The organism is Bradyrhizobium sp. 192, assembly GCF_023100965.1.
Classification (GTDB): Bacteria; Pseudomonadota; Alphaproteobacteria; order Rhizobiales; family Xanthobacteraceae; genus Bradyrhizobium; species Bradyrhizobium symbiodeficiens.
Genome location: NZ_CP064690.1, coordinates 5,229,316 through 5,251,096 on the forward strand (window position 1 = coordinate 5,229,316; position 21,781 = coordinate 5,251,096).

Sequence of the window (21,781 nt, forward strand, 5' to 3'; positions counted from 1 at the left end):
TGCACGCGACAACGCTGCACGTGACAAATCCGCCCATGACGAAGCGGCACCTCGACGCAGCACCTGGAGCCGCTCTCACGCCGTGTCGTCGTCATGTCCGTCGTCAGTGCCGGCAGCGGCTTCCCTCACCTCCACCAGCGCCATCGAGAGCAGATAGACCGTGGTCGGCAAACCAAGTCCGCGCGCCCTCTCGGCCGCACGCGACAGATCGCTCGCCAGCTCCTTGAGCTCGTCTCCCCGCGACAATCTCCACCCCATCGGCCGGTCGCGGCCGCCTACACCGCAACGGCGCCGCTGGTTCTGAGCAGTTCGGCGCTGGACTGGATTGTAGCAAAATTCCCGATGACATTCACTACCGCATGCTTATAGGCGGCGGCATCGCCTGTACCAGGCTGCCGGCAAGCCACGGCGTCGGCGACCACTAGATAGCGGTGGCTGCGGTGAAACCCATCGGAGGCGGTGGCCAAAATGGTCTCATCCAGGGAGAAACCGATCAGAATGCAGCGTACAGTGCGGATATTGGACATGTAATCCACGAACCGCGACGAGCTATAAGCGGACGGCAGCGGGTGCTCGAACGTCAGCTCCCCCGGCAGCGGCTTGGTCGCCGCGATCCAATCGGTCAGCCTCGATGCCGGATTGAACCAGGCCGCCTGCGCGATGCGCTTCAGATGCATCACCGGCCAGAGATTGCCCCGCCACACGGTCAGGAGTTCCAGGCAGCGCGACGTGACGGCGTCGCCGTCGAGGATGACGTGGCGACGCCCGGGGGTCAGATATTCGCCCTGGAGATCCGCGCAGACCAGGATCGGCGGATCATCATGGATGGAAGCCAGCATTGTCTTGCGCAGAGCTGCATCAGTTTCAACGGTCGGCGAGCGCGAGGTCCCGCAGCGGTGAGGTCACGGCCCGCCCCGCCGAGGCGTCGAGCACGCCCGGCCGGTCCCAATCGCCTTCGGGACGGATGATCACGTAGGGATCGCTGTCCAGCGTGATCGCGTCCGGGCCCGGCTCGATCTCCAGCAGCATTTCCGTGTAGGAAAAATCCGAAAAGGTGACCTTGCGATTGTGGCCGAGCGGCTTGGCGCCGAAATGGGCCCAGAAATCGACCAGCCGGTCCTGTGCCTGGCCATAGATCTTGCGAAAGCCCTTGCGCTTCACATAGTCGACGCTGGCCTGCACCAGCTTGAACGAGACGCGCGAACGCCGGTATTGGTGACGCACCGCGAGCCGCTCCACCTTGGCGAAATCGCCGAAGAAGCGCACCCGCAGGCAGCCTGCGGGCTCGTTGCCGACGAAGCCGATGAAATGGGCCGCGACCATGTCGTTGCCGTCGAACTCCTCCTCGAACGGACAATCCTGCTCGGCGAGATAGACCGCGGAACGGATGGCCGTGACCAGCATGAGATCGCTGGGATCGCGCGCAAGACGGATGGAGATGGCCCGGGAACTGGGCTTGGCGAGAGGAATCCTAGTACCGTGCATCTGCAAAACTCCTTGCCTGTATGATCGCGCCCGGCATGCGCAGCGGCTGGCGATGCCAGGGCCGCTCGTAGCACCAGAGGTCGGGCTGGAAGCTCGGGACCGGCGCAAACCCGGTCGCCTTCATGATGTCGCGTCCGGCCACCGTTGACGGCTGCGCATAGCAATCGGCGCCGCGAAACCTTAGCTGTCGGAGATGTGCTGCAGCCTTGCCGAGACCGGCGATCCCGCGTCGTGTCGCCGCGATCGCCCAGATGTAGATGGCAGCGACGTCTTCTTTCGCGGAAGCGAGATAGTGCGTCTCGGGCGCCGTGAGGCAGATCTCGTCGAGCATCAGCGCATCGTGCCCGCGGTCGTTGAGGAACAGGAACGCCATGCCGCCGACGAGATCGCCCTTCCGGGTGAACGTCAGGATACTCTGGGGGTCGAACGCGACGTATCGCGCAAGCTCGGCGGCCCCGATCCGAACGCCCGGCACCAGCCGGTGCGCCATCTGTGCAAGCACGGCAATTTCGGAAGATTGCGCGCAACGGACTTCGACATCCGGGCTCAGCGGCAAGGCATCGAAATCATGCCTTGCGGCAAACGAGCCCCTTTCCATACACATGTCACGCCTCTATCGTTCGAGGCTTTCGTGCCCCGCTATGCCGATGAGCTTAGCGGCTGGGGATCAGGAGTATGCAGCAGTTATTGCACCGGGGTGCTGCGGTGACGCAGCACGGTGAAGAAGCCCTGGATGCGTCCTGGGACGATTTGAAACTGTTTTTAGCGTGCGCAAAATATAAAAGTTTTCGCAATGCCGCCGAGGAGCTCGGGCTCACCTCGACCACGCTGATGCGCCGGATCGACCGGCTCGAAGAGAGCATCGGCTGCAAGCTGTTCCTGCGCGACCAGAGCGGGCTCACGCTCAGCGATGAAGGCACCGCGATGATCGCCGACGTTGCGCATATGGAGCGTCATGCCTTTAACGTCTTTCGGCGCGCCTCGCGGTCGTCGAACGACACTTCCGGCACCGTGCGCGTCGCGGTGACCGAAGGTCCCGGCAATTTCTGGATCCTTCCGCGACTGATCGACTTCCAGAAGACCTACCGCAAGATCACCGTCGATTTGCGTTGCGCGATGGAGCAGGCCGACGTCGCACGGCTTGAATCCGACATCGCGATCCAGCTCGAGCCTCCGACCAATCCCGACCTGATCGTCGCCAAGCTCGGCCGTCTGCACATCTATCCCTTCGTCTCAAAGGAGTACGAAAGCCTCTACGGCGTGCCGACGACGCTCGCCGAACTGAATAACCACCGCATCATCAAGCAGAGCGCGCCGCAGGTCGACGACAGCGCCTACGCCCGCGTGCTCGGACTGAAGTCGCTCGAGGGCATCGTCGGGATCAAGACCAATTCCTCGGTCGGCGCGCTCTATGCCGTCGAGCGCGGCGCCGGCATCGGCTTCCTGCCGACGGTCTCGATCGCGCTGGGCGCGCCGTTGATCGCCGTCGATCTCGGCGTCAGCCACCACGCCGATCTCTGGCTCACTTATCACAAGGAGTTTCGAACCTCCGAGCGCCACAAGATCGTGATCGACTGGCTGAAGAAGATCTTCGATCCCAAGATCTATCCCTGCTTTCGCGACGAATTCATCCATCCGAACGCGCTGGTGCCGATGATGACGGCCGCGCGCGAGGGATTTGGATTGACGGGATATGTCGCGGCGACGCCGGCTTAGAAGGTCTCTGCCTACCAGCGATATTCGAAGCCGACCGTGCCCTGGTGTGACGTCAGCTCGTTGCGGAACTTGCCGTCGTAATTGACGTAGAGCCGCGCCACACTGGTCAGGCTGAGCGAAGCCGAGGCACCTGCATCCATGCCGTAACGGCTCTCGCCGATGCCGGGCACCACGATGTTCTGGGTGCCGAGGCTGACCTGGATCAATCCCAAATCCTGATGGAAATTGTCGACGAGCTTGCCGTAGGCCGACAGGTCCAGGATTCTCTGGTCGATGATGAAGTAGCGGCCGATCTCGGCCCCGACCATGATGCGTGCGCGCGAGAGCGTGGTCGAACCGACGGTGAGCGGATCGAGGCCGCCGGCCTCCTGGAACGCCGCGCTGGTGGCGCGCACATATTCCAGCGCGCCCTTGGGCACGATCCGCATCTGGTCCTTGGTCCAGTAATAGCTGATCTCGGTCAGCGCGCCGTCGACTGCGGCGCGATAGCCCGCGGTCGCAAGGCCAAGGCCGGTGTCGCGGCTGGAACGGACCTTGCCGAAGCCGTGCACCACGGCAAAGGCCCAGGTCCATGGCCCCTTGTCGACCGAACCGTTGATGCCGACTTGCGTCAGGTCGAGCGTCGCCGATTGCAGCGCCAGCGGCACGTCGACGTCGGTGTGGCTCTGGTCGACGGAGAAGCCGAGATTGACGCCCGGCGACACCCGCGCGCCAAAGCCGGCAACGCCGCCGACCGTCTTGCGCCTGTCGCCGACGAAGTCCCCTTGCGCGTCTGTCCGCACCGAGATGCCGTAGCCCTCGAACCAGGTGCGATAGCGCGGGTCTTCCGCACTCGCGGATGCGCCGCCGCCGCCGGGATTGGTCCGGAACGTCCGGTTGACGCCGCCTGATGCCTGGTTGCCGAGGCGCTCCAGGAAGTTCGAGCCGAGATTGAGCGCGCTGTTGCCGGCCGATTGGTCGTAGTTGGTCGAGACGGCCGAGGGCGTGGGAGGCGGCAGCGGCGGCGCCACCTGAGAAAAAGCGGCCGGCACCATCAAACCAGCCAGGACGGTACCCGCGACGTTGGCCGTCGTCCGGCGAACCCGGGCTCCTCCACTTACCTGCCGTGTCCCGGAGGGCTGCGATGTGCAGCACATGACGAAAATCCCGAAGCAAATGGCGGCGCGCAAAAATGCAACAGGCGCGGCGCACGTCGCGATTTGCGCCGAACTGCTACGGAGGGTCAACCGCTTGGCCCGCTGTCACCGAGGCTATTGCCCTCGATTGTGGTTCCGCGGCCACAGGTCGGAAATTGCGGGTCGGCACAAACGGCTCGCCCTTGAAATCCGCGCACGGCTTGCTAACGGGCGATTTTCATGTTGCAATATCGGACACAATCGGAATTGGCCGCTCGACTGTGCGTTTCGCGACATTGAGACTCAAGACTCGAACAGACTTCCGGAAGCCCGTTTGTGGCGTGGCACGCGAAAAGCGGCCGCGTCGTTTTTGTATCTAGCGGAGGAGACTAGCGATGCCGCAAAAGGGCACCGTCAAATGGTTCAACCCGACCAAGGGCTACGGGTTCATCAAGCCGAACGGCAGCGACAAGGACGTCTTCGTCCACATCTCCGCCGTCGAGCGCGCCGGACTCTCGACCCTCAACGAAAATCAGGTGGTTGAATACGACCTCGTGGAGAACCGCGGCAAGGCATCCGCGGAGAACCTCAAGGTCTCCTGACTTCTCTCAAGGCTACACACGAGAGAACATGACGTTGCCCCCGGCTCTGCCGGGGGATTTTGTTTTTGTTGGATGATATTAGCGAAAGCCGCCGTTGCTTTGGAGCCGACCATCACCACCAAGCCACCACCGATGACGACTGATGAGCAGCAACGCTCGGCTTCGGCAGGCGTTATCGCAGGCACTGATGTCGGGGTGAACGGTGCTTTCGACGTTTTCGGCTCGGAGCTTCCCGATGAGGCGTTCGAAGGTGTGTTCGATCAGCCTCGGCAAATGTACAAACCAGTCGATCTGTTATTTCGCGGCTCGTGAGCCCGGGACCATCTTTACCCTACGACGGGCGAAACTAAGAAATTCTCCGACGCAGCACTCCCGGCCGTCCTGCACACATCGCCCTCGATCCGGACCTTTCCGGTCGCAAGCAACCGCAGCGCTTCGGGATAGATGCGGTGCTCGACTTCGAGGATGCGTTCCGACAGCGTATCTCCCGTATCGTGATCGCCAACGGGCACCGCGCCCTGCATCACGATCGGGCCGGCGTCGGTCTCGGGGATCACGAAGTGCACCGTCGCGCCTGACAGTTTGACGCCGGCGCGCAGGGCCTGGCCGTGCGGGTCGAGGCCGGGGAAGGACGGCAGCAGCGAGGGATGGATGTTGAGCATCCGGCCGTACCAGTTTTGGGTGAACTCGGCCGTGAACAGGCGCATGAAGCCGCCGAGACAAATCAGCTCGATACCGTGCTGGTCGAGGGCCGCCTGAAGCACCTTTTCGAAGCCGGCGCGGTCCTTGCCGAACGGCTTGCTCTCGATCACCAGCGTGTTCACACCAGCCGCTTGGGCCCGCTCCAGCCCGAGCGCATCGGCCTGGTTCGAGATGACGAGCGATATCTCGGCCGGGAAATCCGGCGCGCTGGCGGCCTTGATCAGCGCGGACATGTTGGAGCCGCGGCCGGAAATCAGGATGGCGACGCGGCGCTTCATCACAGCGCCAGTCATTACAAGGCCATGTCGAGATGGCCGTTGTAGACGACGCGGTGCTCGCCTTCGGCCGGGATCACGGTGCCGAGCTGCGCCACGGTCTCGCCGGCGTCGGTGAAGACCTGCACGACCTCGTCGACCTTGTCGGGCTCGACGATCGCGATCATGCCGATGCCGCAGTTGAAGGTGCGCAGCATTTCCAGCTCGGCGATGCCGGCCTGCACGGCCAGCCATTTGAACACCGGCAGCACCGGCAGGCGGGCCAGATCGATGCCGACGCCGAGCTCCTTCGGCAGCACGCGCGGAATGTTGTCGGTGAAGCCGCCGCCGGTGATGTGGGCAAGGCCTTTCACCGCGCCGGTCTCGCGGATCGCGCGCAGGCAGGATTTGACGTAGAGCTTGGTCGGCGTCAGCAGCGCGCCGCCCAGCGTCATCACAGGAGCGAACGGCGCCTGGGCTTCGAAGCCGAGGCCCGATTGCTCGACGATCTTGCGGACCAGCGAGAAGCCGTTGGAATGCACCCCCGACGAGGCGAGCCCGATCACGGCGTCGCCCGCGGCGATGTCCTTGCGCGGCAGCAGCGTGCCCCGCTCCGCAGCACCGACGGCAAAGCCGCCGAGGTCGTAATCGCCGTCCTTGTACAGCCCGGGCATCTCGGCGGTCTCGCCGCCGATCAGGGCACAGCCGGATTCTCGGCAGCCTTCGGCGACGCCCGCGACGATCGAGGCCGTCGCCTCCGGATCGAGCTTGCCGCAGGCGAAATAGTCCAGGAAGAACAGCGGCTCGGCGCCCTGCACCACGAGGTCGTTGACGCTCATGGCGACGAGGTCGATGCCGATCCCGCCGTGCAGCCCGGTCTCGATCGCAATCTTGACCTTGGTGCCGACCCCGTCGGTCGCAGCCACCAGGACCGGGTCCTTGAAACCGGCCGCCTTGAGGTCGAACAGACCGCCGAAGCCGCCGATCTCGGCGTCGGCGCCGGGCCGTGCGGTGGCGCGCACCATCGGCTTGATCAAATCGACCAAGCGGTTGCCCGCGTCGATATCGACGCCTGAATCGGCGTAAGTGAGGCCGTTTTTGCGGTCGGTCATGCCCGATTTCCAGTGGGTTTGCGGCTGGTTACGTCGAATTCCGGGGACGCGCAATGGCAAGCGTGGCGCCCCACCCTATAGTATGTAGATATCAACCGGTTCAGCCTCCCGAGGGGGCCGGATTCGAGGTCAGACCGGGTGCCGGGAAGCGCTTTCGTGAGTATTCCGAATATCATTACCCTGGGCCGCATCATGCTGGTCCCGATCATCGTCTGGGCCATCGTGTCGAGCCAAATGGAGGTCGCGTTCGCCGTCTTCCTGATCGCCGGGATCAGCGATGCCGTGGACGGCTTCCTGGCCAAGCGCTTCAACATGACGAGCGAACTCGGCGCCCTGCTCGATCCGCTCGCGGACAAGGCGCTGCTGGTCTCGATCTACATGGCGCTCGGGATCTGGGGCGCAATCCCGCGCTGGATCGTGATCCTGGTGGTCTCGCGCGACATCATGATCGTCGCCGCCGTGATCGTATCCTGGCTGTTCGACCGGCCGGTCGAGATGAAGCCGTCGAAAGTGTCCAAGCTCAACACCGTGGCGCAAGTGGCGTTCGCGGCCCTCGTGCTGGCGGCGCTTGCCTTCGGCTTCAAGCCGGCCCCTTATGATATCATCCTGATGAGCCTCGTCACGGTCTTCACACTCGCCTCCGTGTCGCTCTATCTGGTCGAGTGGCTGCGGCACATGAGTACGATCGAGGCCAAATGAGAGGCGATGCGGCCCCGCAAAAGGCCAACTCCCGCTCGATACGTTCGATCTCTTCACATCACGCCGGCCCGCCGGCATGGAGCAAAGCAAGCGTGCCAGGCCGCGTTCACCCCCGACAATTGGCGTTTTCGCTTCCGCATGCGGAAAGCCTCAGCCGGGACAATTTCCTCGAAGGCCCCGCCAACGCGGCCGGTCTCGGCCTGATCGACAGCTGGCCGGAATGGCCGAACCGGATCATGTGGCTGGCCGGCCCGGAAGGAAGCGGCAAGAGCCATCTCGCCGCGATCTGGGCTGAGGAATCCGGCGCCCGCTCCACCACGGCCAATGCACTGACCGCCGCGGGCGTTCCGGGCGCGCTCGCCACCGGCGCCCTGGTGGTCGAGGACATCAAGGTCGGGGAATTTGACGAACGCGCCCTCTTCCACCTGATGAACCTTGCCCGCGAGGACGAGGCCAACCTCCTCTTCACCGGACGCGAGGTGCCGGCAGCGCTGGAAATCGAGCTTCGCGACCTGCGCTCGCGTCTGCGGGCCGTGCCGGTGGTCGCGTTGCTGCCGCCCGACGACCGGCTGTTCCGCGGCCTGATCGTCAAATTCTGCGCCGACCGCCAGCTCGCCGTCGACGAGAGCGTGGTCAGCTACCTCGCCACCCGCCTGGAGCGGTCCTCGGCCGCCGCCCGCCAGGCCGTGGAACTGCTCGACAGCGAAGCCCTCAGGCTCGGCCGCCCTGTCACCCGGGCGCTGGCCGCCGAGCTGTTGCGGGACGCCTGACCTGCGCTTCCAAGGCCCACACGAAGCCCGCTTGACGCGGCGAAGCGGCGGAACATCAATGTCATCGAAACGTCATCGCTCTAACACATGCTCCCGGCGGTTTTGCGGGTAAGTCGCAAATTGGGGCGAACTGGATGGACCGACTTCTGATGGACTCTGTGCAAACTGTTGAAACTAAAGAAAAAGCCCCAGAGACCGAGAGCCTGCCGGCGATCGCATCGAGTCCCGAGCGATTCATCAACCGCGAGCTCTCCTGGCTGCATTTCAACCGCCGCGTCCTGGAGGAATCGGTCAATCCAAGCCACCCCATGCTCGAGCGGGTGCGATTCCTGTCGATTTCGGCGAATAACCTCGACGAGTTCTTCATGGTCCGCGTAGCCGGCATCAAGGCCCAGGTGCGCGAGGGCATTGCCGAACGCAGCCCCGACGGTCTGACCCCGTCCGAGCAGCTCGCGCTGATCAACCGCACCGTCTCCGAGCTTGCCTCCGACCAACAGGCAATCTGGCGCGATTTGCGCGGCACCCTGGCCGATGTCGGCATCGTGCTGGTCGAGGGCAAGGACGTCACCAAGGCGGAACGGACCTGGATCGAGGACTACTTCCTCAGCAACGTGTTCCCGCTGCTGACGCCGCTGGCGATCGACCCCGCCCACCCCTTCCCGTTCATCCCGAGCCTCGGCTTCACCATCGCGCTCCAGCTCACGCGCGCCGCCGACGGCAAGCAGATGAACGCGCTGATCCGCATGCCGGGCAAGATCGACCGCTTCATCCGCCTGCCGACCGAGGGCAAGGTGGTCCGGCTGATCTCGCTGGAACAGGCGACCGCCCTGTTCATCAACCGCCTGTTCCCCGGCTACAACCTGCACGGCCAAGGCGCTTTCCGCGTCATCCGCGACTCCGAACTCGAAATCGAGGAAGAGGCCGAGGATCTCGTCCGCCTGTTCGAGACCGCGCTGAAACGCCGCCGCCGCGGCTCGGTGATCCGGCTCGAGATCGACGCCAAGATGCCGGAGCAGCTGCGCAGCTTCGTGCAGCACGCGCTGTCGACCGCCGACGACGAGGTGTTCCTCGTCGACGGCGTGCTCGCCATGAACGAGCTCTCGCAACTCACCCGCCTCGACCGGCCCGATCTGGAATTCACCCCTTACGTGCCCCGGCATCCCGAGCGCGTGCGCGAGCAAGGCGGCGACATCTTCGCTGCGATCCGGCAGAAGGACCTCGTCGTCCATCACCCCTACGAATCCTTCGACGTGGTGGTGCAGTTTCTCCAGCAGGCGACGCGCGACCCCGACGTCGTCGCCATCAAGCAGACGCTTTACCGCACCTCGAGCAACTCGCCGATCGTGCGCGCGCTCGTGGAAGCTGCCGAAGCCGGCAAATCCGTCACCGCACTCATCGAGCTGAAGGCGCGCTTCGACGAGGAGGCCAACATCCGCTGGGCGCGCGATCTCGAACGCGCCGGCGTGCAGGTCGTCTACGGCTTCCTCGAACTGAAGACGCACGCAAAACTCTCGATGGTGGTGCGCCGCGAGGGCGGCAGCCTCACGACTTACGTCCATACCGGCACCGGCAACTATCACCCGGTCACCGCGCGCATCTATACCGACCTCTCCTACTTCACGTCCGATCCGACCATCGGCCGCGATGCTGCGCGCGTGTTCAATTTCATCACCGGCTATGCCGCGCCGAGCGATCTGGAAAAGATGGCGGTGTCGCCGCTCACCCTGCGCAAACGCATCATCGAGCATATCCAGGGCGAGACCGCACACGCTAAGCACGGCCGGTCCGGCGCGGTCTGGATGAAGATGAATGCGCTGGTCGATCCTGATATCATCGATGCGCTGTACGAGGCCTCCCAGGCCGGCGTGCAGGTCGAGCTGGTGGTGCGCGGTATCTGTTGCCTGCGGCCCGGCATTCCCGGCCTGTCCGAGAACATTCGCGTCAAGTCGATCATCGGACGCTTCCTGGAACACGGCCGAATCTACTGCTTCGGCATGGGTCAGGGCCTGCCGAGCGCCAAGGCGGCTGTGTATATCTCGTCGGCCGACATGATGCCCCGCAACCTCGATCGCCGCGTCGAGGTGCTGTGCCCGCTGCAGAATCCCACGGTGCATCAGCAGGTTCTCGAACAGATCATGGTCGCGAACCTGAAGGACAATGAGCAAAGCTGGCAATTGTTGCCGGACGGGTCCTCAACGCGTATGAAGACCGCGAAGGGCGAGGAGCCTTTCAACGTGCACAACTACTTCATGACAAATCCGAGTCTGTCTGGCCGTGGAAAGTCGCTCAAGGAATCCTCGCCGCGTCGTCTCACGCGCCGGAACGAACGCCATCAATCCTGATCGGGGATTTCCGACGTGAAGCGGCCGCGCAAGCGCGGCTCGAGCGTCGCGGTCATCGATATCGGCTCCAACTCGGTCCGTCTCGTCGTCTACGAGGGACTGACGCGGAGTCTCATTCCGATCTTCAACGAGAAGACGCTGTGCGGCCTCGGACGCGAGGTGCAGAGCACCGGGCTGCTCGCGCCCGATGCGGTCGACAAGGCGTTGACCTCGCTGAGGCGCTTCCGCGCATTGTGCCGCGTGATGCAGGTCGGACGCGTGTTCGCGATCGCGACTGCGGCCTGCCGTGACGCCTCCAACGGCCCCGATTTCATCGCCAGGGCCGAGCGTATCTGCGCCGTGAAGATCGAGATCCTCTCGGGGCCGCGCGAGGCGCGGCTGTCGGCGCTCGGCGTGATCTCCGGCATCCACCATCCCGACGGCATCGTCGGCGACCTCGGCGGCGGCTCGCTCGAATTGATCGACGTGCGCAGGAACAGCGTGCGCAGCGGCGTGACGCTGCCGCTCGGCGGGCTCGCACTGCAGGACCTCGCGCATAAATCGCTCAAGCGCGCCGACCGCATCGTGCGCGAGGAGATCGACGAGGTCGAGCTGCTGACCGCGGGCCGCGGCCGCACCTTCTACGCGGTCGGCGGCACCTGGCGCGCACTCGCGCGCATTCACATCATCCAGAGCGGCTATCCGCTCCAGGTGATGCACGGCTATTCGATTTCGGCCGCCGAGGCGCTCGACTTCTCGCGCCGTCTGCGTCGTCTTGCGGCCGCGGACATGCTCGCCGACATCGAGAGCGTCGCCGATGCACGCCGCCCGCTCCTCACCTATGCGGCGCTGGTTCTCGAGCACATCATCCGGGTGGCGAAGCCGAAGACGATCGTGTTCTCGACCTTCGGCGTGCGCGAGGGCCTGCTGCACGAGAAGCTGTCGGAGGCGGAACGCACCAAGGACGGCCTGATCTGCGCCGCGGAAGAGCTCAACCGGCTGCTGTCGCGCTCGGCAAAGCACGCCCACGAGCTGATTGCCTGGACCGACCGCCTCGTTCGCGTGGTGAAGCTGCGCGAGACCGAGGAGGACCGTCGCTTGCGCCACGCCGCGTGCCTGCTGTCCGACATCGGCTGGCGCGTGCATCCCGATCACCGCGGCGAGCAGACGCTGAGCCTCGTCGTCAACGGCAATTTCGGCGCGATCACCCACACCGAGCGGGCCTTCGTCGGCCTGTCGGTGTTCTATCGCTATGCGGGCCTGAGTGAGGAAAACCAGCCGCCGTTGACCATGCAGGAACTGCTGACGCCGGCGCAGCTCGAACGCGCGCGCCTTCTCGGCGCCGCGTTTCGCGTCGCGCATCTGATCTCGGCGGCGCGTCCGGGCGTGCTGCCGGCCACGCATTTCCGCAGCGAGGGCCGCAAGCTGATGCTCATGTTCGAGCACCGCCTCGGCGACCTCGTCGCCGACCGCGTCGGCAGCCGCTTCAAGCAGCTCGCCCGCCTGATCAACCGCGCCGGCTCGATCGTGCGGCGCTGACGACGAGGACAGTGCGTCAAGCGAGCGGCTGGGTCTTCAACCAGCAGTGGCCGTTGAATCTCCGCTACCTTCGGGCGCGATGACGGCTTTCAGTCCGCCGAGCTCGGAATCGGTGAGGACGAGCTGCCATCCATAGGCACTCAGCACGTCCTGAACGATCGCGAGGCCGAGACCGGCACCTTCGCCGCGCTCATCCAGTCTCGCACCGCGTTCGAGCACGCGCGAACGTTCGGCGGGCGCGATGCCCGGGCCGTCGTCTTCGACCGTGATCGCCGGATTTGCAGTGGCGTCTGCGCCAATCCGCACCCGGCTCCTGGCGTGACGGGTGGCGTTTTCCAGGAGATTACCCAACACTTCCGCCAGATCAGCCCGATCGAGCGGTACGCTCGGCTCGCCCGTGATGCAGGTCTTGAATTCAAGCAGCTGGGCAGCAGGCGTGCGCGCCAGCGTCAGCATCAGGGATTCGACAAGCGGTCTGAGGGGTGTGGAAGTACCGCCACGCAGTCGCGCCGTGCCCCGCGCCCGGGCGCGTGCCAGCTCGCGGTCGACATGACGGCTCATCGCATCGGCGACGGCTTCGATGGCCTGGGCGATGTCCGGCTCGCCTCGCTGGCGCAACAGCGCGACATCGGCCGCGAGAGCGGCGAGCGGCGTCTTCAGCCCGTGAGCCAGGTCGGCGGCGCGGCTGCGCGAACGCTCGATCTCGCCTTCCTGGGCGTCGATCAGATTGTTGACCTCTTCCACCAGCGGCTTCACCTCGGCAGGGACATCGACGGGAAGATGCTTGCGTTGGCCGGAGCGGACGTCGGCGACGCCGCGGCGAAGTGCATCGAGCGGCCGGAGGCCCAGTCCGACCTGGACCGAGGTGGCCGCCGCCAGCACCAGGCCCAGCAGGCCGAGCGCCAGCGCCAGATCCCTGGCGAATTGCGAGGCGGCGACCGACACGCGGGCAAGATCGGCCGCCACCGCAACGCGCACCGGAACGCGGCGGTCGCCCACGGTGAGCAGCACGCGGCGTTCACTGACCAAAAGCCGCGCGTTCGCCGGCCCGGCGATGACGTGACGGTGCAATTCGCGAGGCGACGGCTCGTCCTGCGGCAAGTCCAAGGCCGTATCCCACAGCGAGCGCGAACGCAGCACCTGACCGCCGTCGTCCGATACCTGCCAGTACAAGCCCGAAAGCGGGTCGGCAAAACGCGGATCGGCCGGCGGCCGGCCCACCACCAGCTTGCCCTTCGCATCCACGTCGATACCTGCGATGAGTTGCTTCAGATAGACGTCGAGGTCGTCGCCAATGCTGCGCGTGACGTGGCGTTCGAACAGCAGCGTCAGCCCGGCTCCGGCGATGGTCAGCGCGATCAGGATCGCCACCACTCCGCCGGCCACCAGTCGCAGCCGCAGCGAGCCCCAGCTCACGGCGTCGTCTCCGGGACCAGATAGCCGAAGCCGCGCCTGGTCTCGATCAGATCCGCCCCGAGCTTCTTGCGCACCCGGCCGACCAGCACCTCGAGTGCGTTCGACTCGTGGTCCTCGCCATGGCCATAGACGTTCTCGTGGAGCTCGTGCTGCGGCACCACGCGGCCACGATGGTGCAAGAGAAAGGCGACCAGGCGGTATTCCAGCGGCGACAACGCGACGGGTACGCCGCGCAGCGTCACCTTCATCTGGCGCTCGTCGAGTTCGACGTCGCCGGCCACGATCCGGGGAGAAGCATGCCCCGCCGAGCGACGCACGATCGAGCGCAGCCGCGCCAGCAATTCTTCCATGCGGAACGGCTTGGGCAGGTAGTCGTCGGCGCCCGCGTCGATCCCGTCGACGCGCTCGGCCCAGCTGCCGCGCGCCGTCAGGATCAGCACCGGCATGGAGCGTCCGTTCGCGCGCCAGCGCTTGAGCACCGCCAGGCCGTCCATGCCGGGCAAGCCGAGATCGAGGATGACGGCGCCGTAATCCTCGGTATCGCCGCGGAACCAGGCTTCCTCGCCGTTGCGGACGGTCTCGACCACATAGCCGGCCGCGTGGAGCGCCCTCTCCACATCGGCTGCGATCCGTCGGTCGTCCTCCACCAGCAACAGGCGCATCACTTCTCCCTGATGCGTTCGATCTCGCCGCTCCGCGCATCGACGTGCACCTCGTAGAGGCGGCCCTTGTCGTCGACGACGCGAAACTCGTAGACCCAGCGGCCCCGCTCGCGCTCTATCTCGACGCCGGCGACCTCCCCCGGCAGCTTGCCACGAATGGAGGCGAGGATGTCGGCGAGTGACTTGATCTCGCCCGCCTCGACTGCGCGGCGAACCGCGTCTGGCGCGCCTCGATCGTGGCCGCCGGCTGCGGCAGGCACCGGCGCGAGCAGGATGCCTGCCAGCAAAGGCACCGCGAGGAATCCCAGGAAGCTGGCTGGTTGCATTCACAAAGACTGCCCTAATCAACCTGACAAAACGCTGACGTGGATCAACAGGTAGCCGTCAGGGCCCGTCTGCCAATATCCGTACATCGCCTCGCCGCATGACGCGGCCGGACGCCAAAAGTCGGAGAGAATCATGCGCAAGATCACCATCCTCACCGCTGCCGCCGCCTTGCTCGCAGCCGCCGCGACCGCTCATGCCGGCAGCCTCGGGCGTCCCTGCACTGCAGCGCCGCAGACAAGCTGGCTGCCGCTCGAACAATTGCAGGCCAAGGTCGAAGCCCAGGGTTACAAAGTCCAGAAGGCCAAGCTCAAGAATGCCTGTGGCGAACTCTACACCATCGACAAGTCCGGCAGCCGGGTCGAATTGTTCGTCGATCCGACCAGCGGCCAGATCGTCGGTCAGCTGTAAGAGGTCGCACCATGAGCGCCATTCACGACGCGATCGTGGCCGGCGGCGAGAAGCCGCTGGCCACCGTCAAGGTCTGGGACCCCTTTGTGCGCGTGTTCCACTGGTCGCTGGCCGGGCTATTTCTGCTCGCTTATGCGACCGGCGACGAGATCGAGAATGTCCATATCGCCGCCGGCTACACGATCGCGGGATTGCTCGGCTTACGGATCGTGTGGGGCTTCGTGGGACCGCGCCATGCGCGCTTCAGCGACTTCGTACGCTCGCCGCGCGCGGTGCTCGCCTACGCGCGCGACGTGGCGCTGCTGAGGGCGCCGCGCTATCTCGGCCACAGCGCTGGCCGCCTCGCTGCTGCTGGCGCTCACCGTGATCCCGGTCGCGATCTCCTTCGTGCTCAAATCCGCCTCGCATCGCGATCCCCTGCTGGTGCGTGCGGCACAACGGGTCTACGCGCCGGCATTGCACTGGTCCCTCGACAACGAACGCAAGGTGATGGCCGCGGCGCTGATCGGCCTCGTTGCGGCAGGCTTCGCCTATACCCAGCTCGGCAAGACCTTCATGCCGACGATGGACGAAGGCGACGTCATCGTCAGCGTCGAGACGCTGCCCTCGGTCAATCTCGACGAGTCGCTTGCGATGAATACAAGGCTGCAGACCGCCCTGCTGGCCGTGCCTGATATTGCTGGCATCGTCGCCCGGACCGGGTCGGACGAGCTCGGCCTCGATCCCATGGGCCCCAACCAGACCGACACGTTCCTGGTGCTCAAGCCGGCCGCCGAGCGTGCGACCGACAATCGCGAGGCCCTGCTGCAGAAGCTTCGCGAGGTCCTCAACGGCTTTCCCGGCATCTCGCTCAGCTTCACCCAGCCCATCGACATGCGCGTGCAGGAGATGATCAGCGGCGTGCGCGGCGACGTCGCCGTCAAGATCTTCGGCCCCGACATCGCCCGGCTGAACGAGACCGCGGCAAAGCTGTCGGCGATCCTGTCCAGTATCGACGGTGCCGAGGACGTTTACACCACGCTGAACGAAGGCGCTCAATATTACACGGTTGCGGTCAATCGCCTGGAGGCCGGCCGCCTCGGCCTGAGCGTGGATTCCATCGTCGCCTCGCTGCGGACCCAGATCGAGGGTCGCATCATCGGGACCGCGCTCGAGGAAGGACGCCGTACGCCGATCCTGGTCCGGGGCAGCGAGACGACACGGGAGGCGCCGACATTGCTGGCGAGCCTGCCGCTGACGCTGGCGTCCGGGCGGCATGTCGCGCTGTCGCAGGTCGCCCGCATCCAGCGCGTGGATGGCCCTGTGAAGATCGACCGCGAGGACGGTGCCCGCATGAGCGTGGTGCGGGCCAACGTCCGCGGCCGCGACATGGTCGGCTTCGTCGAAGCCGCCCAACAAAAGGTGGCGACCGAACTGCCGCTGCCGAGCGGCTACCGACTGACCTGGGGCGGACAGTTCGAGAACCAACAACGCGCCGCCGCGCGACTGTCCGTCGTGGTCCCCGTCGCGATCGGCCTGATCTTCGTGCTGCTGTTCACCACCTTCGGGGCCATCAGGCAGGCGCTGCTGGTGCTGGTCAACATTCCCTTCGCGCTGATCGGCGGCGTGTTCGCGCTGGTCGTGACGGGCGAGTATCTGTCGGTGCCGGCCTCGGTCGGATTCATCGCGTTGCTCGGCATCGCCGTGCTCAACGGCGTCGTGCTGGTCTCCTACTTCAATCAGCTCCGCGCCCACGGCCTTCCCGAGGATCGCATCGTCGTCGAAGGCGCCATGCGCAGGCTTCGCCCCGTGCTGATGACCGCGAGCATCACGGCGCTGGGCTTGATCCCGCTGCTGTTCGCCACAGGGCCGGGATCCGAGGTGCAGCGGCCGCTCGCCATCGTCGTGATCGGGGGACTGCTGTCCTCCACCCTGCTCACCCTGATTCTCCTGCCGATCCTGTATCGCCGCTATGGCGGGACGTCGAAGGTGACGAAATGACCGAGCACCCCGTCTGTCTCACGCTGATCGTGCCGCATCGCCTCCGCGAGGAGGTGTTCGACTATCTCACTGAGCAGAGCGACCTGGTTTCGGGATTCACGGCATCGCACGGAGCCGGTCACGGCACTGAGGTCCGCTTGCATACGGCCGCCGAACGCGTGAAGGGCCATGCCGATCAGGCCGTCGTGCAGGTGATCCTGGCGAGCAGCGATGCCGGCCGCTTGCTCGACCGCCTGCGGCTCTCGTTCGCCGGAACCAAGCTGGTTTACTGGACGATCCCCGTGACGGAGCTCGGCACGATCGACTGAGGCAGAGCATTTTCGAGCGAAGTGGATACCGGTTCGCGCGAACAAAACGCGTGAAAATAATGATCTAGGAGCTTCGGTTCTGATTCAATCAGAACCGATAGTGCTCTCGCCTACTCCGCCGACGCCCTGGCGTGCCGCTCGGACGATGCCAGTGCGGCAGAGGTCAGTTTGCGCCGGCGCCAGATGCTGCCAACCACCAGCACGACGACGACGCCAAGCGCCGCGCAGAAATATTCGCCGCCGGCACCGCCATGGCCGAACTGCGGCGGGATGCGCAAGGCACCGAGCATGCCGTCGAGCGAGGCGCCGAACGAACCTTCGAACAGCGTGTGCAGCTTGGGCGCAACGCCCGGATCGGTCGCGATCACCTCGCCGGCGATCCAGCCGAGCAGCGCCGCACCGGCCCAGACCAGCACGGGCAGCTTTTCGAGCAGCGCCATGATCAGCGCCGCGCCGGCCACGATCAGCGGCACGCTGATGGCAAGGCCGAGGATCAGCAGCGGCACGCTGCCATTGGCGGCCGCGGCGACCGCAATGACGTTGTCGAGCGACATGACGATGTCGGCGACCACGACGATCTGCACGGCCTGCCAGAGATGCGAGGCAGCATCGACGTCGTCGTCGTCTTCGTGTTCCGGCACCAGCAGCTTGGCCGCGATCACGATCAGCGCGAGACCGCCGATCAGCTTGAGGTACGGCAGCTCCATCAAGGTCGCGACGATGCCGGTGAAGATGATCCGCAGCAGCACCGCGGCGCCAGCACCGAAGATCATGCCCCACAGACGGTGTCGCGGCGACAGGCCGCGGCAGGCGAGCGCGATCACCAGCGCGTTGTCACCGGACAAGAGGATGTTGATCCAGATGATCTTGCCGACCGCAATCCAGAAGGTCGGTTCGGCCATCTCGTTGCGAAACTGGGTGAAGAATGCCCCGATCGTGGCGGGATCGAAGATCTGCCAGAGCCAGTTCACAATAGGTCCTTTCGCCCAGTCTTTAAATTACGGCTGATGGATCAGCCGACGATCTCGTTGCCCGAGAAGAACTGCGCGATCTCGATCGCGGCGGTCTCCGGCGCATCCGAGCCGTGGGCGGAATTCTCGCCGATCGACTTGGCGTAGAGCTTGCGGATGGTGCCGTCGGCAGCCTTGGACGGGTCGGTCGCGCCCATCGCGTCGCGATACTTGGCGACGGCGTTCTCGCCTTCCAGCACCTGCACGACCACGGGGCCCGAGGTCATGAACTCGACGAGCTCGCCGAAGAACGGCCGCGCCTTGTGGACGGCATAGAAGGTCTCGGCCTGTTCCTTGGTCATGCGGATGCGCTTCTGCGCGACGATGCGCAGGCCCGCCTTTTCGATCACGGCGTTGACGGCGCCGGTCAGGTTACGGGCGGTCGCGTCGGGCTTGATGATCGAGAAAGTGCGTTCGATGGCCATAATCTTGTCCTTGGGAAGAAAAGCGGTGATTGTCGAGTTGCCGGGCTTATATCGGCGCCTTTGTCATCCGGCAAGCGACCGCCGGAGTGACGTCACAGGCGCTTCGCCGCAGGACCCGAGGGTGCGGTTCAACATGGATTACGACAATTTCCACCCAGATGAACCCAATCTGAAGGCTCCGTCAGGATTCGGTTCAGCCTCGCCGGTGTAGGGTTGGCCGCATCGAAACCGAAGTCCGATCACCGGGCGGACCGTTTCGGAGGCCTTTCCATCGGACGCGATAGCCCCGCGCCGGCAGTTTTGAGGAGATCACCATGTTGAGGAAACTTTCGCTTGCCGCTGTCGCTGCGGTTGCGCTGGGTGCCGCGCTGGCGCCGACCTCGGCTTCAGCGCACTGGCATGGCGGCGGCCCGGGTTGGCATGGCGGTGGCGGCTGGCACGGCGGCCCCCGTTGGGGCGGACCGCGCTTCTATGCCCCCGTCTCCTACGGTTATGGCGGCTGTTATGTGCGCCGGCTGGTCCCGACCCCCTGGGGACCCCGCTGGCGGATGGTCAACCGCTGCTACTGAGCCCGACAGCACCTTCCTGAAGACCGACAGGTATCTGCGCCCCCACAGGTACCTTCCTAGAGGAGCCCCGGCGATCCCCCCGCCGGGGCTTCGCATTTTGGGCGGACGCGCCGAGATTCATGCAATTTTGACGAGAATGCCGGCATTGCCCAAAAACGGCGAAACCATTTTGGGGGTCAATGACTTGGTACCGTGTCTTTACTTTGAGCACACGGAACCTAACGCGATGGCCGCCCTTTTTGCCAATGACAGCGAACAGATCGACGGCCGCACCAGTCGCTCGATTCGCGATGCCGTGGGCGAACGGCTCCAGCAGCGCCTGCGTCCCGAAACCCAACTCCCGACCCATCTCGAACAGCTCATGAACGAGCTGAGACAGCGCGACCGCGACCAGCATTGAACTGGTGCGAAAAACGGGTTGCGTTCGACGCGCCTTGCGGTGACAAGGCCGCATGCTTGGGATCACCGACCTCTCCATCCGCCTCGCCGGACGCCTTCTGATTGACCAGAGTTCCGTGCAGATCACGCCGGGATCGCGCGTGGGTCTGGTCGGACGCAACGGCACCGGCAAGTCGACGCTGTTCAAGGTGATCCGCGGCGAGCTCGCGGCCGAGCACGGCTCGGTGAGCCTGCCGCCGCGCTGGAGCGTTGGCAGCCTCGCCCAGGAAGCCCCGAACGGACCCGAAAGCCTGATCTCCGTCGTGCTCAAGGCCGACCTCGAACGCGAGGCTCTGCTCACTGAAGCCGAAAGCGCGACCGATCCGCACCGCATCGCCGAGATCCAGACCCGGCTGGTCGACATCGACGCGCATTCGGCGCCGAGCCGTGCCGCTGCGATCCTGTCCGGCCTTGGCTTCTCCGCCACCGACCAGCTCCGTCCCTGCGCTGAATTCTCCGGCGGCTGGCGCATGCGCGTCGCGCTCGCCGCCACGCTATTCGCCGCCCCCGACCTGTTGCTGCTCGACGAGCCCACCAACTATCTCGATCTCGAGGGCACGCTGTGGCTGGAGGATCATCTCGCGCATTATCCGCGCACGGTGATCGTGATCAGCCATGACCGCGATCTGCTCGAAAGCTCGGTCGACCAGATCCTGCATCTGGAGCGCGGCAAGCTCACGCTCTACAAGGGCACTTACTCCTCGTTCGAGGAGCAGCGCGCCATGCGCGAGATGCTCGATGCCAAGGCGGTCAAGCGCCAGGAGGCCGAGCGCGCCCGCCTGCAAGCCTTCGTCGACCGCTTCAAGGCCAAGGCCTCCAAAGCCCGCCAGGCCCAGTCCCGCGTCAAAATGCTGGAGCGGCTGAAGCCGATCACGGCGCTGGTCACCCAGGACGTGCGCGAGATCGGCTTTCCCGCACCGGAGAAGATTTTGTCACCGCCGATCATCGCGGTCGACAACGTTTCGGTCGGCTACGATCCGGCTAACGCCGTGCTCAATCGCGTCACCTTGCGCATCGACAATGACGACCGCATCGCCCTGCTCGGCTCCAACGGCAACGGCAAGTCGACACTCGTCAAACTGCTCGCAGGCCGCCTCGCGCCGTTCTCCGGCAAGGTGACGCGTGCTGACAAGCTGTCGATCGCCTATTTCGCGCAGCATCAGCTCGACGAATTGAACGAAGACGGCTCCGCCTACGACCACGTCCGCAAGCTGATGGGTGGCGATGCGCCCGAGGCCAAGGTCCGGGCCCGCGCTGGTGCGATCGGCTTTTCCGGCAAGGCGGCCGACACCAAGGTCGGCAAATTGTCCGGTGGCGAGAAGGCGCGGCTGCTGCTCGGCCTTGCGACCTTCTTCGGCCCCAACATGATCATCCTGGACGAGCCGACCAACCATCTCGACATCGACAGCCGTGCAGCGCTTGCCGAGGCCATCAACGAATTCCCCGGCGCCGTCATCATGGTCTCGCACGACCGCTATCTGATCGAGGCCTGCGCCGACCAGCTCTGGATCGTCGCCGACCGCACCGTCACGAACTATGACGGCGACCTCGACGAATACCGCCGCCTGGTGCTGTCCGCGCGCAACGGCGAGCCCGCCCCGCGCGAGCGCAGCGTCGCAAGCGAAAAGCCGCAGCGCGCCAGGTCGGACAATCGCGGCTCGCTGAAGAAGCGCATCACCGAAGCCGAAGCCGAGATCGCGCGCGTCGGCGCGATCATCGCCAAGATCGACACCGCGCTGTCGCTACCCGACATCTTTACCCGCGATCCCAAACAAGCCGCGCAATTGTCGAAGGCCCGCGCCAATGCCGCCGACGCACTCGCGCGCGCGGAGGAGCAGTGGCTGGAGGCGAGCACGCAGTTCGATGAAGCGGCTGGGTAGCTCGTGTGCCCCGGCCAAGGGGGCAGCGCGAAGGCGATGCGCC

Annotated in this window: 24 protein-coding genes and 2 pseudogenes; 14 read left to right on the top strand and 12 right to left on the bottom strand. The window is 65.2% G+C overall.

Annotated elements, in window-relative coordinates; all coding sequences use genetic code 11:
* Positions 1-75: 75 nt before the first annotated feature.
* The 4 genes from IVB24_RS24145 to IVB24_RS24160 are packed head-to-tail and all read right to left on the bottom strand — an operon-like array spanning position 76 to position 2,089.
* On the bottom strand, positions 76-246 hold the full coding sequence (locus tag IVB24_RS24145) for a hypothetical protein (RefSeq protein ID WP_162848646.1): 171 nt from the start codon (positions 244-246) through the stop codon (positions 76-78).
* Between the two features lie 29 nt (positions 247-275).
* Positions 276-839: an isochorismatase family protein gene (locus IVB24_RS24150; protein ID WP_140479246.1), complete on the bottom strand. Its 564-nt coding sequence runs from the start codon at positions 837-839 to the stop codon at positions 276-278.
* 25 nt (positions 840-864) lie between these two features.
* Complete coding sequence (locus IVB24_RS24155; RefSeq protein ID WP_094974481.1) at positions 865-1,485, bottom strand: GNAT family N-acetyltransferase; 621 nt, start codon at positions 1,483-1,485, stop codon at positions 865-867.
* Positions 1,472-2,089, bottom strand: a complete 618-nt coding sequence (locus IVB24_RS24160) for a hypothetical protein (RefSeq protein WP_247769292.1) — start codon at positions 2,087-2,089, stop codon at positions 1,472-1,474. Before IVB24_RS24160 ends, IVB24_RS24155 begins: the two co-directional genes overlap by 14 nt.
* A gap of 71 nt (positions 2,090-2,160) precedes the next feature.
* Between IVB24_RS24160 and IVB24_RS24165 the strand changes: the two genes are divergently transcribed.
* Complete coding sequence (locus tag IVB24_RS24165; protein WP_094974483.1) at positions 2,161-3,201, top strand: LysR family transcriptional regulator; 1,041 nt, start codon at positions 2,161-2,163, stop codon at positions 3,199-3,201.
* An 11-nt stretch (positions 3,202-3,212) separates the two neighbouring features.
* Here IVB24_RS24165 and IVB24_RS24170 read toward each other — a convergent pair whose 3' ends face one another.
* Positions 3,213-4,337 carry an autotransporter outer membrane beta-barrel domain-containing protein gene (locus tag IVB24_RS24170; RefSeq protein WP_247769293.1) on the bottom strand — a complete coding sequence of 375 codons (1,125 nt, stop codon included), beginning with the start codon at positions 4,335-4,337 and terminating at the stop codon, positions 3,213-3,215.
* Between the two features lie 374 nt (positions 4,338-4,711).
* On the opposite strand from IVB24_RS24170, the gene IVB24_RS24175 reads away from it, so the two are divergent.
* Positions 4,712-4,918: a cold-shock protein gene (locus IVB24_RS24175; RefSeq protein ID WP_007591938.1), complete on the top strand. Its 207-nt coding sequence runs from the start codon at positions 4,712-4,714 to the stop codon at positions 4,916-4,918.
* 72 nt (positions 4,919-4,990) lie between these two features.
* Positions 4,991-5,230 carry a hypothetical protein gene (locus IVB24_RS24180; RefSeq protein WP_094974485.1) on the top strand — a complete coding sequence of 80 codons (240 nt, stop codon included), beginning with the start codon at positions 4,991-4,993 and terminating at the stop codon, positions 5,228-5,230.
* Positions 5,231-5,244: 14 nt separating this feature from the next.
* Here IVB24_RS24180 and purN read toward each other — a convergent pair whose 3' ends face one another.
* Both purN and purM read right to left on the bottom strand, forming a co-directional pair.
* Complete coding sequence (purN, locus tag IVB24_RS24185; RefSeq protein ID WP_247769294.1) at positions 5,245-5,898, bottom strand: phosphoribosylglycinamide formyltransferase; 654 nt, start codon at positions 5,896-5,898, stop codon at positions 5,245-5,247.
* Positions 5,899-5,912: 14 nt separating this feature from the next.
* Positions 5,913-6,986: a phosphoribosylformylglycinamidine cyclo-ligase gene (purM, locus tag IVB24_RS24190; RefSeq protein WP_247769295.1), complete on the bottom strand. Its 1,074-nt coding sequence runs from the start codon at positions 6,984-6,986 to the stop codon at positions 5,913-5,915.
* A 156-nt stretch (positions 6,987-7,142) separates the two neighbouring features.
* On the opposite strand from purM, the gene IVB24_RS24195 reads away from it, so the two are divergent.
* The 4 genes from IVB24_RS24195 to ppx all read left to right on the top strand — a co-directional run bounded on the left by IVB24_RS24195 (position 7,143) and on the right by ppx (position 12,315).
* The gene (locus tag IVB24_RS24195; RefSeq protein ID WP_094974743.1) at positions 7,143-7,685 is read left to right on the top strand and encodes a CDP-alcohol phosphatidyltransferase family protein; all 543 of its coding nucleotides are present in this window, start codon (positions 7,143-7,145) and stop codon (positions 7,683-7,685) included.
* A gap of 92 nt (positions 7,686-7,777) precedes the next feature.
* Positions 7,778-8,455 carry a DnaA/Hda family protein gene (locus IVB24_RS24200; RefSeq protein WP_166470125.1) on the top strand — a complete coding sequence of 226 codons (678 nt, stop codon included), beginning with the start codon at positions 7,778-7,780 and terminating at the stop codon, positions 8,453-8,455.
* Between the two features lie 149 nt (positions 8,456-8,604).
* Positions 8,605-10,797, top strand: a complete 2,193-nt coding sequence (locus tag IVB24_RS24205) for an RNA degradosome polyphosphate kinase (RefSeq protein WP_247769296.1) — start codon at positions 8,605-8,607, stop codon at positions 10,795-10,797.
* 15 nt (positions 10,798-10,812) lie between these two features.
* Positions 10,813-12,315, top strand: a complete 1,503-nt coding sequence (gene ppx / locus IVB24_RS24210) for an exopolyphosphatase (protein WP_140479240.1) — start codon at positions 10,813-10,815, stop codon at positions 12,313-12,315.
* A 36-nt stretch (positions 12,316-12,351) separates the two neighbouring features.
* On the opposite strand, the gene IVB24_RS24215 is transcribed toward ppx, so the two are convergent.
* The 3 genes from IVB24_RS24215 to IVB24_RS24225 are packed head-to-tail and all read right to left on the bottom strand — an operon-like array spanning position 12,352 to position 14,719.
* Positions 12,352-13,731, bottom strand: coding sequence for a sensor histidine kinase (locus IVB24_RS24215; RefSeq protein ID WP_247769297.1), 1,380 nt, complete (start codon positions 13,729-13,731; stop codon positions 12,352-12,354).
* Positions 13,728-14,393, bottom strand: a complete 666-nt coding sequence (locus IVB24_RS24220) for a response regulator transcription factor (protein WP_247769298.1) — start codon at positions 14,391-14,393, stop codon at positions 13,728-13,730. The genes IVB24_RS24215 and IVB24_RS24220 overlap by 4 nt, the downstream gene beginning before the upstream one ends.
* A complete protein-coding gene (locus IVB24_RS24225) occupies positions 14,393-14,719 on the bottom strand; it encodes a PepSY domain-containing protein (protein WP_247769299.1) in 327 nt (108 codons plus the stop codon). Before IVB24_RS24225 ends, IVB24_RS24220 begins: the two co-directional genes overlap by 1 nt.
* 133 nt (positions 14,720-14,852) lie before the next feature.
* Between IVB24_RS24225 and IVB24_RS24230 the strand changes: the two genes are divergently transcribed.
* From IVB24_RS24230 to IVB24_RS24245, 4 genes and pseudogenes are all read left to right on the top strand, one after another.
* Positions 14,853-15,128, top strand: a complete 276-nt coding sequence (locus IVB24_RS24230) for a PepSY domain-containing protein (protein ID WP_247769300.1) — start codon at positions 14,853-14,855, stop codon at positions 15,126-15,128.
* An 11-nt stretch (positions 15,129-15,139) separates the two neighbouring features.
* Positions 15,140-15,460: pseudogene (locus IVB24_RS24235) on the top strand (cytochrome b/b6 domain-containing protein); the annotation flags it as partial.
* Positions 15,459-17,108 (top strand): annotated as a pseudogene (locus tag IVB24_RS24240) (efflux RND transporter permease subunit); the annotation flags it as partial. The pseudogenes IVB24_RS24235 and IVB24_RS24240, both read left to right, overlap by 2 nt.
* A complete protein-coding gene (locus IVB24_RS24245) occupies positions 17,105-17,416 on the top strand; it encodes a DUF3240 family protein (protein WP_094974496.1) in 312 nt (103 codons plus the stop codon). The pseudogene IVB24_RS24240 and the gene IVB24_RS24245, both read left to right, overlap by 4 nt.
* 110 nt (positions 17,417-17,526) lie before the next feature.
* Here IVB24_RS24245 and IVB24_RS24250 read toward each other — a convergent pair whose 3' ends face one another.
* Both IVB24_RS24250 and ndk read right to left on the bottom strand, forming a co-directional pair.
* Positions 17,527-18,387, bottom strand: coding sequence for a TerC family protein (locus tag IVB24_RS24250; protein ID WP_094974497.1), 861 nt, complete (start codon positions 18,385-18,387; stop codon positions 17,527-17,529).
* Between the two features lie 41 nt (positions 18,388-18,428).
* Positions 18,429-18,851, bottom strand: a complete 423-nt coding sequence (gene ndk, locus IVB24_RS24255; RefSeq protein ID WP_094896700.1) for a nucleoside-diphosphate kinase — start codon at positions 18,849-18,851, stop codon at positions 18,429-18,431.
* A gap of 314 nt (positions 18,852-19,165) precedes the next feature.
* Here ndk and IVB24_RS24260 point away from each other — a divergent pair, with 314 nt between their 5' ends.
* The 3 genes from IVB24_RS24260 (at position 19,166) to IVB24_RS24270 (ending at position 21,738) form a co-directional block, all read left to right on the top strand.
* On the top strand, positions 19,166-19,420 hold the full coding sequence (locus tag IVB24_RS24260; protein WP_166474906.1) for a sulfur globule protein precursor: 255 nt from the start codon (positions 19,166-19,168) through the stop codon (positions 19,418-19,420).
* A gap of 226 nt (positions 19,421-19,646) precedes the next feature.
* Positions 19,647-19,820, top strand: a complete 174-nt coding sequence (locus tag IVB24_RS24265) for a hypothetical protein (RefSeq protein ID WP_162848645.1) — start codon at positions 19,647-19,649, stop codon at positions 19,818-19,820.
* Positions 19,821-19,872: 52 nt separating this feature from the next.
* Complete coding sequence (locus IVB24_RS24270; RefSeq protein WP_247769301.1) at positions 19,873-21,738, top strand: ABC-F family ATP-binding cassette domain-containing protein; 1,866 nt, start codon at positions 19,873-19,875, stop codon at positions 21,736-21,738.
* The last annotated feature ends 43 nt before the right edge of the window (positions 21,739-21,781 follow it).